This window comes from Xylella fastidiosa, assembly GCF_011801475.1.
In the GTDB taxonomy this organism is placed as follows: Bacteria; Pseudomonadota; Gammaproteobacteria; order Xanthomonadales; family Xanthomonadaceae; genus Xylella; species Xylella fastidiosa.
Genome location: NZ_CP044352.1, coordinates 574756 through 588562, shown reverse-complemented (window position 1 = coordinate 588562; position 13807 = coordinate 574756). Strand labels below are relative to the sequence as shown.

Sequence of the window (13807 nt, the reverse complement as noted above, 5' to 3'; positions counted from 1 at the left end):
AAGGGAGTAGCAATAAGCTGCGTGGGTGTATTCTACGCCTTTATTCATGCGAAAATTCTTAATTTTTTAAGGAAAAGATCTTCATGCACCTCATTGCTCATTTAGACACTGTCCGAGGGCCGATCAAAATCAATCTATTCGCTGACAAAACCCCATTAACCGTCGCTAATTTCGTTAATTTGGCCAAGCGCGGCTTCTACGACGGTTTAAACTTCCATCGTGTGATCGCCAATTTCATGATTCAGGGCGGCTGCCCCGAAGGTTCCGGCCACGGTGGTCCAGGCTACCACTTTGAAGATGAAACCAATAATGGCATGTGCCACGAACGCGGCTCACTGTCGATGGCCAATGCAGGCCCTAATACGAATGGCAGCCAGTTTTTCATCACTCATGTAGCGACGCCATGGCTAGATGGCAAACACACGGTATTTGGGAAAGTACTTGATGGCCAGGATGTGGTGGATGCAATCGCCCAAGGCGACATCATCAACAAAATCACAATTGAAGGCGATACTGATGGCGTACTAGCCCTTAAAACTGATCGCATCATCGAATGGAATTCGATCCTTGCCACCTAATCTAACATTTTTCTCACCAAAAATAGCCTTGTTCCACTTGTTGTATGAACATGCTATCCAACACTTCATTGCCGTTTTCCCACAACACCCCACCAGTTTTAGATCACTTCATTGAGCACAGGGAAACATCCTATGAAAGCACTTGTTCGTGTTGCTGTGACCGGCGCTGCAGGCCAAATCGGCTACTCATTGCTATTTCGCATCGCTGCCGGAGAAATGTTTGGCAAAGACAGGCCAGTGATACTCCAGATGCTGGAACTCCCCGACGAGAAAGCACAGGCTGCCCTTAAGGGCGTGATGATGGAGCTTGAAGACTGCGCGTTCCCACTACTGGCTGGCATGGTCGTTACCGATAATCCAGACATAGCATTCAAGGATGCCGACGCCGCATTGCTGGTAGGCTCCCGCCCCCGTGGCCCTGGCATGGAACGCAAAGATCTGCTAATGGAAAACGCTAAAATTTTTACCGCCCAAGGTGCGGCCTTAAACAAAGTGGCTCGGCGCGATGTCAAAGTGCTGGTCGTTGGTAATCCAGCAAACACCAACGCCTACATCGCAATGAAATCGGCTCCAGATCTAAACCCGAAACACTTTACTGCGATGCTGCGCCTCGACCACAACCGCGCATTGAGCCAGTTATCGACCAAGCTAGGTAAGCCTGTCGCCAACATTGAAAAACTCATTGTATGGGGCAATCACAGTCCAACCATGTATCCGGATTACCGTTTCGCCACCGCCGATGGCACTCCAATCATTGAGGCGATTAACGACCAAGCATGGAACGCTAACAGCTTCATTCCCACCGTCAGCAAGCGTGGTGCCGCAATCATCGAAGCACGTGGCTTGTCTTCAGCAGCTTCTGCAGCCAACGCAGCCATTGACCACATGCGTGATTGGCTGCTTGGCAGCAACGGCAAGTGGATCACAATGGGAGTGCCATCGGACGGTTCCTACGGCATTCCTGAGGGAATGATATTTGGTTTCCCAGTCACGACCACCAATGGCGAATACAGCATCGTCAAAGATCTGCCCATTGACACCTTCAGCAAAACATACATTGACAAAACGCTGGCCGAACTGGAAGAAGAGCGTGCCAGTATCACGCATCTGTTACGTTAACTGAGATATATCAGCGATTGGGCACCGACTGATGTCCGGGGCCCATTGCTTCCCGATTTACCCAGGCTTTGACATTCTTGGATTGAGACTGCTCAGCAAACTCCATTCAGACTGGCCGCTACACCAGCCACAAAAACACCCTCACACGAAGACGCGCCTTGCATTAACAATCAGATCAGCCCTTCCGCCTGTAATGCAGCCTGCACCCCGGGATCAGCCTCCATACGCTCAAAGAACGCTGATAACGCATCCAAACTAGAAAGATCCACACCGACTTTTTTAGCCCATCGCAACGTGACGTACAGATACGCATCAGCACCGGAACGCTGTCCGTTAGCAAGCCAATTGTGATGCTTCAAATGTGCATCAGCACGCTGGTACAACACACGCAATTTCTGGCGAGCGTTGTCCTGACTGAGTGCAATCATTTGTGGATCCTGCAAATAGGTGGTGCCTCCAAAAAGCGCCCGATACATGGGATGTACGTCGGAATTTGAGAAAGCAATCCAGCGATTGATCTCCGCACGCGCTTTCAGGCTACCGTCACCAGACAACCCACGCTCAGCAGGAGCAATATCAGTGATGTAATTGAGAATGGCTACACTCTGAGTCAATACCCAGTCACCTACTTGTAACGTCGGCACCGCACCTGCAGGATTCAGAGCAAGGTATTCAGGTGCCTTCATACTCTGATGGTCGAGAAACTGAAGATCAAATGAAGAACCAGACCACCGCAACAAAATGTGGTCGGCCAAAGAGCAAGCGCCTGGCATGATGTACAACTTCATTGAAGAACTCCGCAATAACAATGGAACCGAATTATGCACACTTATCCCAACCTAAAGAGTGCTTTTAATGAACTAACTTATTTTTCAGTCACTGTGTGTCTGTGCGTCAAAGCAACATCTGCACTAAAGAAAACATAGCCGCCGCCCATGTTCATCTGAACACACGCACGTCCAGCAATCCAAAGCAAACCAGACTTTGCCGCTCCCTAAAATGCCATAGATCATTCAATCAAGCACAGCTATCACGGACTTACTGCAACATAAAATAGCTACAGTGCTGACATCGCACCTGCAACCTCACCGACAACGACCACAGCGCAAACATCAGCAATCTGATAACTCAAGATTGCAATAGCGGCACGCGACACGCATCCACAACACCTACATCAGAGCATCTGCCAAGCGTGCAATACCCTCACGGCTACGACGCCAAGCGGGACGTTGCTGCCACTCAACCAAATTAAGCTGGCGCGCATTGGCCAGATAATCACTCTCCACCTCACGTAACTGAGTCACAATACGTGAGTCGTAACAAATCATGCCAATCTCAGCGTTAAGCGCGAACGAGCGGATGTCCAAATTAATCGATCCGAACAACGCAATATCATCATCCACACTCAGATGCTTGGCATGCAGGAAATGGGGACGATACAACGCAATTTTGATTCCTGCGCGCAACAGCTCCTCAAAGTACGCCTCCTGAGCCCAGGCCATCAGAAACTGGTTATTACTCTCGGACAGGATCAACTGCACGTCTACTCCAGATGTGCCTGCAATACGCAACGCACTGAGTGTGGCCTCATCAGGCACGAAGTACGGCGTCGTCAAGACAATACGCCGCCGTGCCAAATGGATCATTGTATTCACCGCATCACGCGCATTCTCGTACGGGTAAGCCGGACCGCTGGCCACTAGCTGGGCCGCAACATTTTGCTCACATATGGGAACATCTGGACGCATCCCCAAACGTTGACCAGTTTCAACAAACCAATCACTGAGAAACACCGCCTCCAGATGACTTACCGCAGGGCCGCACACGCGTGCGACCAATTCACGGTTGGGGAAATGCGGCACAAAATCTGGACATGCCAAATTCTGCGAACCGATATAAGCGACCCGATTGTCGATCACAGCAATCTTACGGTGGTTGCGCAAATCCATACGCCCACTGCGACGCCAGCGCAACCCACCAGGCAACATAGCGTGCACCTCCACACCATGGGCACGAAGGCACTGCTGATAGGCACGTAGACCGCGTTTAGCACCGACTGCATCCAGCAGCAATCGGCAAGAAACGCCACGCGCCGCAGCACGCTGTAATGCAGCCACAACCGCATCACCCACCGCATCATCGAACATCAAGTAATACAGCAAGTGCACACGTTCGCACGCGGAATCAATATCATTGATCAACAAATGCAGCGAAGCTTGGTAATCATCCAATAGATCCAAGGCGTTACCACGTGTTGGCATAAAATCGCCCTGATGCTCCACCAAAGGTACCAATTCCGCAGCGACGCCATTCTCCTGAGGCTGCCAGCGCAATGCACCCAACCCACGCTGCCACTCACGGATCACATGAGAAGCCAACGCCTGACGCAACACACGCTTACGTGACAGCCAAGGATGGCCAAACACCAAGTAAAGTGGCAAGCCAAACACAGGGACGAAACCAATCAGTAACAACCAGCTGCGCGCAGCACTAGGGGTGGTTCGTGCCGGGATCCAAAGCAACGCAACCAAACGGATCACCCAATCCAATGCAAACAGCCAAGTCCCTTCCATCCAAACCTACAAAGAACTTTCCTCAGCACAAAGTCAGGGCGGCCCTATGTCAGAACCTTTCGCAGTCATCACAAAGCAACCAACTAGCACCTGACTCCACCAGCACAGAAAATGCACCGCACCACACTAAGAAAACGGAAATGACGCTTGACAAATAGCATCTATAAAAAAATAAAAAACAATCACTTACTTAATCTTGCCTTCCTTGTAGATCACATGCCTACGCACCCTAGGATCATACTTTTTAAACTCAAGCTTCCCAGGAGTGTTCTTTTTGTTCTTGTCAGTCGTATAAAAATGACCAGTATCAGCCGAAGAAATAAGGCGGATCTTGTCGCGCTTGCCTGCCATGATGGATAACTCCTCAAACCTTCTCGCCGCTAGCGCGCAGCTCAGCAAGGACAGCATCAATGCCATTCTTGTCAATAGTACGCACAGCACATGTGGAAACACGAAGTTTAACCCAGCGGTTTTCGCTGGCAACCCAGAAACGGCGCTTATGCAGATTCGGCAAGAAGCGACGGCGGGTCTTGTTATTAGCGTGGGAGACGTTGTTACCCGTCTGCACTCGCTTGCCGGTAACTTGGCATACGCGTGACATTGCGCACCTCAATCGTTAATGAGCCCGACCACCACAGTCGAGCTCTGAAGGTGTCCCCCATACTCTGAGAGACGGCAACCCCGACGACACGAAATGCACAACGCGGCATCGGGAATCAAACACTTACACTGCGACAAAACAGTCAGGGAGCTGAATCCCCAAACCGCGGCCAATGTACAGACCTAACATAGCAAGACGCTTATTATGTGCGGCTATCCCTTACATCGCAAGCACTCACCAAAACACAATAGAATTCCCTCTAAACTGCAACGGTGGCATATCAAGTCGGAGAGCAAACCATGCCACATCCGGAAAAAAAACAAGCCCAGTGACCGTTACTTGCGTGAATCATCCTCTGCATACATTCACTCGCACTGAACATCAATCGCAACATAAATCATCCCTTACTACCAACCCAATGCCGTCACCGCTTCAATGCAAAGCACCGCAACACAGCACAGAAGCGTTCAAAGTAAGAAACCAACCCATCGAAATAAAATACCGACGATACGGACAACAACCCGCTCATCAAGCGCTAACAAGGCCCGCTTACGACCTCCTACAATTTCGACTCCTCAGCCTCAAACCTACGAGATGACTTCCACCATTGCCGACCCACTCGCACTGACACGCCAATGGATCGAACGCGCTGTCATCGGCCTGAACCTGTGCCCATTCGCCAAGGCCGTTTACATCAAACAACAGCTACGCCTGGTACTGAGTGACGCAACCAAACCTGAAACGCTACTGGAACATCTAGCAAAAGAATTACTACTGCTGCGCGACACACCAGCCGAACACATCGACACCACATTGATCGTGCATCCCCACGTCTTGACTGACTTCCTTGATTACAACGACTTCCTCGACAATGTCGACGCGATCATCAAGACATTAGATTTACAGAGCATATTGCAAGTGGCCAGCTTCCACCCGAAATATCAATTCCACGGCACCGCACCGGATGATATGAGCAACTACACCAACCGCTCTCCCTACCCTAGCTTGCACCTGCTGCGGGAGAAAAGCGTGGATCACGCGATAGCCGCATTCCCTGATCCAAACGTCATCGTGCAGCGCAATATCCAAACACTCAAACGTCTCGGCAACACAGGCTGGCAACAAGTGCTTGCTGGCACTCAAATAGAATGAACCACACAGAACTACATCAACTTCATTAAAAGTGGCCCACGTATCTATCACCCCATCTTGGCTGCCTGCGTAACACTGAATGGATGCACCTCAAAATACACTGACATGTGTACACCATATTCACACTCCGGCGTCACCTCAATACGCTGTCCAGCAACACATCGCTTGCAAGCTGGATAAACATCAAATGGGTGCCACCAGCACCAATGTCACCAGCCCATGCGGCAGCACATTGAAACCTGGCTAGCGCCTGCGCACCTCAAGTATTTCAACGTAACGTGCAACTGTCGACTCCACCAACACCAAGCGCAATGGGGCATCACCACGACTCTAAAATGTACATCATGGGAAACGACCTTCAGCACACCTCGCTGAGGCCAGCAACACATGAGAAAAAAGGACAACCGACATCCTCATGGATACTTCCCTCATAACTAAGTAGATAACAAGCAAATAGCATGTACGACACATGTTCACCAAAGAGCGCAACGCAATACAGAAACAAACAGCAACATGCTGCTACTGCTACTGCTACTGCTACTGCTACTGCTACTGCTACTGCTACTGCTACCAACATAACACTGCACAACACCCCAAGTGAGGAAAAAGGATCACCAGCAGGCTGAGCACATCCAGAACCAAAGGCGATACCACACTACCTAAAGCACACACCCACATCACTCACAAACCAACACATACACAACACAGAGCATACAACCCCACCGATCACATCCACCACACACGACGCGAAAAGAATGTTCAGACATCAAAACACGCTTCCAACAGGCTCTGCACCTCTGTCAATGAAGCCACAATCCGGTGCCCCAGCGCGCTTACCTGAGCATCCGGCATCAGCAAATCCGGCACCTGAATTGGCGTCATACCTGCAGCCAATGCGGCACGTACCCCAATCGGTGAATCCTCCACCACCAAGCAGCGCCTCGGAACGATACCAAGCGTGTGCGCAGCCAATAAATAAATATCTGGCGCTGGCTTAGCTTGCGCAACTTCACTCGCAGTACACACCACATCGAAACGCGACAACAAGCCTGCCGTATTCAATTTACGCAGCGCCAACGGACGCCGCGTAGACGTACCAACCGCACACGGAATACCACGCGCGAACAGCCACTCCAGTAACGTAACGATTCCTGGCCGATGCGGCACACCCTTCATAACCACCGCCTCATATAACGCATCGCTGCGGGCCAACAACGCTGTCGCTGATACAGCACCAATGCGTGCGCTCAGCTGCACGTGACAAGCGATATCGCTCACCCCGACCATCTGCAACCAGTAATCCGGCTCAATTTGGTGCTCAAGATCAAACGCAGCGCGACACCGACATTCGATGCTCACGCGCTCGCTATCAAGCATCAGACCATCCATGTCGAAGATCACCGCCTCGGGCATGAATGACAACGGAGCACTCACCATCATCGGCTCCCCTGTGAAAACAGCATCGCAAGATCCTGGGCTTCAAGCACACGCCACTGCCCTTCCGGAAGTCCATCCAGGACCAAGCCACCGATAGCACTGCGATGCAACGTGTTGACACGGTTTCCGGTTGCACCAAACATTCGTCGCACTTGGTGATAACGCCCCTCATACAACGTCAACCGTACCTGGCATGGTCCCAGTACTTCCAACACTGCTGGTTGCAACGGCTTTGTATCTCCATCCAACAGGAGAGTGCCGCTGGCAAACAACGTTGCTTCGTCTCCCCGCAACGCTTGCACGAGTGTCGCCTCATAGACTTTAGGAAGATGTGTCTTAGGCGAGATCATCCGGTGCAGCAGTGCACCATCATCCGTGAGTAACAACAGACCACTGGTATCCCCATCAAGCCGACCGACCGTGGAAAGCAACGGGGAGCGCAAGCGGAAACGGGCAGGCAACAAGTCATACACCAAGCGCCCCGCGTCCTTGGTCGAACAAATATAACCAGAAGGCTTATGCAGCATCACCATTAATCCAGGCGGCGGATCCAACGGTTCACCATCAAAACGAACCGCAGTGTGTTGTACATGGTCATCGGCATACAACACTTCACCTTCATCATTCGTGATACGGCCTTCTCTAAATATTCGGGCAACCTCTTTACGGCTCCCATAACCAAGATTAGCAATGTACTTGAGTAATTTCATACAGACCTGCCCTGCGCATCATGCCGTGACTCACTCTCAACATCTGCCCATATAGTAAGTGGTGATTGGCAAGCACGAAAATGAGCTGGCTGACCAAAACGCCCGTGCAATCCGCGGCAACGCAACGCTGACCACATAATCAGAAGACCGTACGGGTGAACATCAATACTGATGGCGTTATACACATGAAATCCAAATATGGACGCCGTAGGCAGTCACTTCACATGACACGGTGCTAACAACACACACAATGACTGTTTGGATCATCGCCAAAACCTTGCATTGCAACGCCATGATTTAGATGATCTACCACGTCCTCGGGCATTGGAGCGATAAAGCAAAGATCTATTGCTATGGCACTGAGAGCCAATCATGAAATAACGCAAAACAACTTCTTATCCGATCTTAAAGATACGTCTGTACAGCGGCCTCAATCTGAGCTAGTGACTGAAACCCAAGCAAACGTGAGACCTCCAGACCATTCTTGAACACCCCCAGGGTCGGAGTTTGCCGTAACCCCAAGTCACGAAAGAAATCCTCGCCTATCGTCTCCAAACGTATCTTCAACACCACCACACCAGCGGCTGCATCGGTCGCAGCAAATTTGTTCAAAGCCATATCTAGCATACGGCAGCCAGGACAATGTTCCTTATAGAAGTCCACCAACAGGCGGGAATGCGCCTTCAAGGCGGCATTGAATTCGTCAGGCGACGTAGCGGTAATGATCTGCATCGGAATCCTTGTTGCATTGATCCAGGACTTGATCAGTCCATTCAACAATGGCAAGCGCATCACGCTCGCCATGCGGCATCTGTTCGATCAACAAACGCGGGAATCGGCTGGCAAAAAAATCCGAGATCCGATGCACCGCACCGCAATAATACTCCTGCCCCCATTGTGTCTCGCCTGTACCAAAGACCGCGACAGACGGCGGCTTGCCAATCAGCTCTAACAATTCAACAATAAAACGCTTCATCTCGAACGGGGTACGACCAGCGTTATCAGTCCAGGTGCCAAGCAAGAATAATGTGTAGGTATGTGGATCAAGGGCTTGCCCAGCAAGCGTTTGCAAGTCAGTCTCGATCCAATCCACGCGATGACCTCTCTCCTCACAGCGCGCCCTGATGACACGGGCCACTTCACGTGTGTTACCACTTAGGGAGGCGAGAGCAAGCAGAATTCGCATGGCATCATCAGCTATAAGTCGTCAAAGCAGTTGTCTACATTGGTCTTCTTATAGCTGGCATTACGCATCTCAAAGAAATCCGTTTTTGTCTCGGTAAAATTGTCTGCATAAGCCCTGATCCAGGGCATGACGTTATCAGTAGTCTCGGTGTACAGCGTCTGGATACCAAGCATGCCAGCCATTTTATTAGCGCGGTACTTCACGTAGCGGATCATCTCCTCTACGTCAATACCGTCAATGCCATCAAGTACCTCACCAGTCCACTGTGTTTCTAGCTCAATCGCATGGGCAAATGCTTGATGCACGTAATCGGTCAATGCATCGGTTTGCAATTCCGGATTCTCACCAACAATGGCACGAATCACTTCGCTGATGAATTTGGTATGAGCCAATTCATCGCGGTTGATAAAGCTGATGATTTTGCCAGTGCCAGTCATGCGGTTCTGCCGCACCAAGTTGTAGAAATAGGCAAAGCCAGAATAAAAATTAATACCCTCAAGAATCGAGGATTGAATCAGCGAATACAGCAAAGTCTCAGCAGTTTTCTCACGCATAAAATCGTCATAGGCCTGCATGATTGGGGCATTGCGCTTGAGAATGGTGGGATGGGTCCGAGCGATCTCAAACACACGGTTTTGGTTGGCCAAGTCAGTGATGGAAGCCAACACATAGCTGTAGCTCTCGTTGTGAATCACCTCTTGCTGACCAATAATCGCAGCATTGGCATGTGCCGCCGGATCAGTGATGTACTCAGCAACGTTGTAGATGAAGCGTGTCTGCGGTGAATCCAATGTAGCTAGCAAACCGATGATGGCGTCATAAGCGTTTTTCTCGCGTGCCGACAGTTCACCGTATTGGCGCTTGTCGATCTTCATATCAACCTCGTCCGGGATCCAAAAGTTGGTCGACAATTCCTTGTACGCCCGATAGAAGGATGGGTAAGGAATGTCGTTCCAATTCAGAATGCCGCTGGTTTTCCCGTTAATAATCCCTGTGGAACGATTAGGATTACGGGGTTCCAAAATCTTGATGCGATCTAGTGAGATAGCCATGTTGGTCATTTAAGTCAAACGATGCAGGACACCGGCACAGGACCGATAGACTACAAATTCAGGCAGAGCAAACAGCATCAGCTTGAACACCACTCGCATTCGCTGATGTCAATGTCGTTAGAGCGCACGTAGTAAGTCGTCTTCAAGCCCTCACGCCAAGCGGTCATGTGAAGATCCAACAACGTGCTAGCACGGATGGTACTTGGCACATAGAAATTGAAACTGAGCGATTGATCAACGTGACGCTGGCGGCGGGCATTCTGGCGTATGCTCGCGAACTGGTCGAGCTTATAAGCACCCTTTTCATAATACGGCCACGTATCCAGCGACAATCCGGGTGCCACAACCGGGCGGCGGTAATCCTTCTTCTCTTCGTAGTAAAACGCGCTATAGATGGGGTCGATTGACGCAGTGGAACCGGCAATCTGCGCAGTACTCATGTTCGGCGCTACCGCCACCATATAGGCATTACGCACGCCATTGACAGCAACTTGGGCAGCTAATTCAAGCCATTGTGGGCTGTTGTAGTCACGCGCGCGGAAATACTCACCGGTCTGCCAGTCACTGCCGGGAAACACTGCATAGGTGCCCTTCTCCTTAGCCAACTCCATGCTTGCTCGAATCGTCAGGTAATTAATGCGTTCATACAACGCGTCGCTGTATTGCTCAGCTTCCTGCGAATTCCAGTGAATCGCCTTCTGCGCCAGCAAGTGATGCCAACCGAAAGTACCTAAACCAATCGCACGGTATTTCTGATTAGTAATCGTGGCTTGTGGGACGGGCAACAGATTCAGATCAATGACATTATCAAGCATACGCACCTGAATCGGGATCAGACGCTCCAATACATCGGCGCCAAGCAAATCAGCCTGTACCGTGATTGCACGACCAAGATTGATCGAAGACAGATTGCACACGACGAAATCACCAGCATGCTTGGTCGTAACGATCTGATTGCCACTGATCATCTCCTGTATGAGCCGGGTTGGCGTCATGTTCTGCAGGATCTCAGTACAGAGATTAGACGAATACACCATGCCAACATGCTTGTTGGGATTCTTCCGGTTCACTTCATCCCGGTAGAACATGAATGGATTGCCCGTCTCTAATTGGCTGACCATGATGCGTTTAAAGATGTCAATGGCCTTGACCGTCTTACGGCTGATACGCTCGTCAGCAACAACGTCCTCGTATTTACGGCGGAAGCTGCCATTGGGGTCACCCCTCTTCTCGTCATAGAAATCCTGCAGGTACCAACCTTTAACCCGCTTCACCTCATATGGGTCGAACAAATACCAATCGCCGCGACGTTCGACCGCTTCCATAAACAAGTCGGGAATGCAGACCGAGGTAAACACATCATGGGCACGTAAACGCTGATCTCCGTTATTCAGACGCAAATCCAAGAACGCTTCAATATCGCGGTGCCAAATATCCAAATAAACCGCAATCGCACCCTTGCGCTGACCAAGCTGATCCACAGAGACAGCGGTGTTATTGAGCTGTTTGATCCACGGCACAACACCACCAGAAGAGTTAGCTACACCACGAATCATTGACCCAGAGGAGCGTACGTAACCCAAATAAGCACCAACGCCTCCGCCATGCTTGGACACACGCGCAATATCGGTGTTGGAGTCGTAAATACCCTGCAAACTGTCGTCAACGGTATCAATGAAGCACGAAGACAACTGGCCATTGATTTTTCCGGCATTGCCCAGGGTGGGAGTCGCCACCGTCATGTACAAGTTAGACAGTGCCCAGTACGCTTCGCCAACTAGTTGCATGCGGCGCTCACGTCCACCTTTACCGGGGCCATACTCGTCTTGCATCAAATACAAGGCGATGGTAAGCCAACGTTCTTGTGGCAATTCAAACACGCCGCGAGAAGTATCGGTCGCCAAGTAACGTGTGGCCAATAAGTACAAGCCGTTATAAGTAAACAGCTTATCGCGCTCAGGATCGATCATCTGACCAGCCTCGATCAACTCCTCCTTGGAGTAGCTGCGCAAAATATCGTTGGAATAGATATTGCGGTCAGCCAAACTCTCCTGTAAACCGACAAACGAGCCGTATTTCTGGCTGGCATCGTAGAAGCGATTGCGGCTGGCACGCTTGTATAAGCGACGCAGATACAAACGTGCAGCGAAGTACTCCCACTCCGGCGCAGTCAGGTCAACACGTGACTCAGCCTCACGGATCAACAGATCAACCAAGTCATCAGCATTAACGCTATCCTTACGTTCGACGAACCCGAACACCGCGCGCTTATATTCAGCCACGTCCAATTGTGGGAATTCTTGGTGAATCGTATCGATAGCGCACTCCAAACGCGCACAGTCGAACGGCATACGGCGGTTACCCGCTTCTTTGGTAATCCAGGTAGACACATTGGCTTCTTCCACAGCCCGAGTATGCATCATGGCAGTTTGGCGTGGGATAGGCACCTCGTCCTCCGGTTCATCAGGATGGAAGACAGATAACGCAACAGGCGGAACAGACCCAGCGACATGGCCAGGATTGGGTAAAGAATCAGCGATAGCCGCAACAAATTGCTCTTTGGGAATCATGCGTCCTCCATCATGTGATACACGGATCTACCTCAAGCAGTGAGGTAGAAACCAGCTTTAGTGGACCTGGAAACAACAGCAGGTAGCCATACAGCTCGCACAAACAGAGCTACGGGCAACATTTACACACCGTCTACCCCATTAGGGAGACACCAAAACATGGACCGCGTACCGTGCTATGCACGCGGTTGTCAGCTGTTTTACGCAACGGGGACGGGCAGACAGGAACCGCGTCGATTTAGCCGCCCCCAACCCAACGGACGAAGGATGACAATCAACACTTACCAATTCCGCCGGGGATAGTCATACCCAACCCTACAGGGGGGCTGTACCTCCAAACGCTCCTGAAGACGCAAGATCAACCTGGGCCAACAACCACAAGATAATGGGGAGGAATGGCATCGTCAACACAAAATGCTGTGAAATCACCCAAACCTTTGACGCACCGTTGGTTTTATTTTTGCATCACAAACCACTGGCCAGACAACCACATCAACAGGTTGCACATTCAAGAATATAGGGAGAGTTTGACAGACATCCTAAGATGTGGCTGACAACAAGACACAACTGACTATTTCTGCTCAAAACAGGTCAGATTTCAATGGATGCACCCCAAGTATCAACTGCACTCACACACTTCTCAGACACAGCGCGGCGAGACTCTTCAATCATCGTCACACACTGTCACTCAAAGTACAGGTGCGAATGACTGTTAGTAACATCAGGAAAGCGGACTCAGAATAACGCATCATCTTGGAACTCACACACATAATGCTGCCGTGGCCAAGCATAGGTTGGCACTTCAATGACTTCGGGTACAGGAGGATCG

Annotated in this window: 13 protein-coding genes; 3 read left to right on the top strand and 10 right to left on the bottom strand. The window is 50.6% G+C overall.

Annotated features, from left to right (window positions below):
* The first annotated feature begins 83 nt into the window (after positions 1–83).
* Both F7G16_RS02555 and F7G16_RS02550 read left to right on the top strand, forming a co-directional pair.
* Complete coding sequence (locus tag F7G16_RS02555) at positions 84–578, top strand: peptidylprolyl isomerase (protein WP_004090205.1); 495 nt, start codon at positions 84–86, stop codon at positions 576–578.
* Positions 579–710: 132 nt separating this feature from the next.
* Positions 711–1697 carry a malate dehydrogenase gene (locus F7G16_RS02550; RefSeq protein ID WP_004090203.1) on the top strand — a complete coding sequence of 329 codons (987 nt, stop codon included), beginning with the start codon at positions 711–713 and terminating at the stop codon, positions 1695–1697.
* Positions 1698–1867: 170 nt separating this feature from the next.
* Here the strand turns inward: F7G16_RS02550 and F7G16_RS02545 are convergent, their stop codons facing one another.
* The 4 genes from F7G16_RS02545 to rpmB form a co-directional block, all read right to left on the bottom strand.
* Complete coding sequence (locus F7G16_RS02545; RefSeq protein WP_011097659.1) at positions 1868–2485, bottom strand: glutathione S-transferase family protein; 618 nt, start codon at positions 2483–2485, stop codon at positions 1868–1870.
* Positions 2486–2866: 381 nt separating this feature from the next.
* Positions 2867–4270: a cardiolipin synthase gene (gene cls, locus F7G16_RS02540; RefSeq protein ID WP_004090198.1), complete on the bottom strand. Its 1404-nt coding sequence runs from the start codon at positions 4268–4270 to the stop codon at positions 2867–2869.
* A 186-nt stretch (positions 4271–4456) separates the two neighbouring features.
* A complete protein-coding gene (gene rpmG / locus F7G16_RS02535; RefSeq protein ID WP_169710113.1) occupies positions 4457–4624 on the bottom strand; it encodes a 50S ribosomal protein L33 in 168 nt (55 codons plus the stop codon).
* 10 nt (positions 4625–4634) lie between these two features.
* On the bottom strand, positions 4635–4871 hold the full coding sequence (gene rpmB / locus F7G16_RS02530) for a 50S ribosomal protein L28 (RefSeq protein WP_004086565.1): 237 nt from the start codon (positions 4869–4871) through the stop codon (positions 4635–4637).
* Between the two features lie 594 nt (positions 4872–5465).
* Between rpmB and F7G16_RS02525 the strand changes: the two genes are divergently transcribed.
* Positions 5466–6023, top strand: coding sequence for a DUF1415 domain-containing protein (locus F7G16_RS02525; protein ID WP_004090196.1), 558 nt, complete (start codon positions 5466–5468; stop codon positions 6021–6023).
* 759 nt (positions 6024–6782) lie between these two features.
* Here F7G16_RS02525 and F7G16_RS02520 read toward each other — a convergent pair.
* The 6 genes from F7G16_RS02520 to F7G16_RS02495 form a co-directional block, all read right to left on the bottom strand.
* Positions 6783–7460 (bottom strand): HAD family hydrolase, encoded by a 678-nt coding sequence (locus F7G16_RS02520; protein WP_004090195.1) that lies wholly within the window; start codon positions 7458–7460, stop codon positions 6783–6785.
* Positions 7460–8170, bottom strand: a complete 711-nt coding sequence (locus F7G16_RS02515) for a pseudouridine synthase (RefSeq protein ID WP_004090194.1) — start codon at positions 8168–8170, stop codon at positions 7460–7462. Before F7G16_RS02515 ends, F7G16_RS02520 begins: the two co-directional genes overlap by 1 nt.
* A 405-nt stretch (positions 8171–8575) precedes the next feature.
* Complete coding sequence (locus tag F7G16_RS02510) at positions 8576–8902, bottom strand: thioredoxin family protein (RefSeq protein ID WP_004086561.1); 327 nt, start codon at positions 8900–8902, stop codon at positions 8576–8578.
* On the bottom strand, positions 8874–9356 hold the full coding sequence (locus F7G16_RS02505; RefSeq protein ID WP_004090193.1) for a flavodoxin: 483 nt from the start codon (positions 9354–9356) through the stop codon (positions 8874–8876). Before F7G16_RS02505 ends, F7G16_RS02510 begins: the two co-directional genes overlap by 29 nt.
* Before the next feature lie 11 nt (positions 9357–9367).
* Positions 9368–10408, bottom strand: a complete 1041-nt coding sequence (locus F7G16_RS02500) for a ribonucleotide-diphosphate reductase subunit beta (protein WP_004090192.1) — start codon at positions 10406–10408, stop codon at positions 9368–9370.
* Positions 10409–10485: 77 nt separating this feature from the next.
* Positions 10486–12978 carry a ribonucleoside-diphosphate reductase subunit alpha gene (locus F7G16_RS02495; protein ID WP_004090184.1) on the bottom strand — a complete coding sequence of 831 codons (2493 nt, stop codon included), beginning with the start codon at positions 12976–12978 and terminating at the stop codon, positions 10486–10488.
* Between the last annotated feature and the right edge of the window lie 829 nt (positions 12979–13807).

What these genes read in the sequence shown, in the direction of transcription:
- F7G16_RS02555 (WP_004090205.1), top strand. Translation starts at nt 84, where the DNA reads ATGCACCTCATTGCTCATTTAGACACTGTCCGAGGGCCGATCAAAATC.
- F7G16_RS02550 (WP_004090203.1), top strand. Translation starts at nt 711, where the DNA reads ATGAAAGCACTTGTTCGTGTTGCTGTGACCGGCGCTGCAGGCCAAATC.
- F7G16_RS02545 (WP_011097659.1), bottom strand. Translation starts at nt 2,485, where the DNA reads ATGAAGTTGTACATCATGCCAGGCGCTTGCTCTTTGGCCGACCACATT.
- cls (WP_004090198.1), bottom strand. Translation starts at nt 4,270, where the DNA reads ATGGAAGGGACTTGGCTGTTTGCATTGGATTGGGTGATCCGTTTGGTT.
- rpmB (WP_004086565.1), bottom strand. Translation starts at nt 4,871, where the DNA reads ATGTCACGCGTATGCCAAGTTACCGGCAAGCGAGTGCAGACGGGTAAC.
- F7G16_RS02525 (WP_004090196.1), top strand. Translation starts at nt 5,466, where the DNA reads ATGACTTCCACCATTGCCGACCCACTCGCACTGACACGCCAATGGATC.
- F7G16_RS02520 (WP_004090195.1), bottom strand. Translation starts at nt 7,460, where the DNA reads ATGGTGAGTGCTCCGTTGTCATTCATGCCCGAGGCGGTGATCTTCGAC.
- F7G16_RS02515 (WP_004090194.1), bottom strand. Translation starts at nt 8,170, where the DNA reads ATGAAATTACTCAAGTACATTGCTAATCTTGGTTATGGGAGCCGTAAA.
- F7G16_RS02510 (WP_004086561.1), bottom strand. Translation starts at nt 8,902, where the DNA reads ATGCAGATCATTACCGCTACGTCGCCTGACGAATTCAATGCCGCCTTG.
- F7G16_RS02505 (WP_004090193.1), bottom strand. Translation starts at nt 9,356, where the DNA reads ATGCGAATTCTGCTTGCTCTCGCCTCCCTAAGTGGTAACACACGTGAA.
- F7G16_RS02500 (WP_004090192.1), bottom strand. Translation starts at nt 10,408, where the DNA reads ATGGCTATCTCACTAGATCGCATCAAGATTTTGGAACCCCGTAATCCT.
- F7G16_RS02495 (WP_004090184.1), bottom strand. Translation starts at nt 12,978, where the DNA reads ATGATTCCCAAAGAGCAATTTGTTGCGGCTATCGCTGATTCTTTACCC.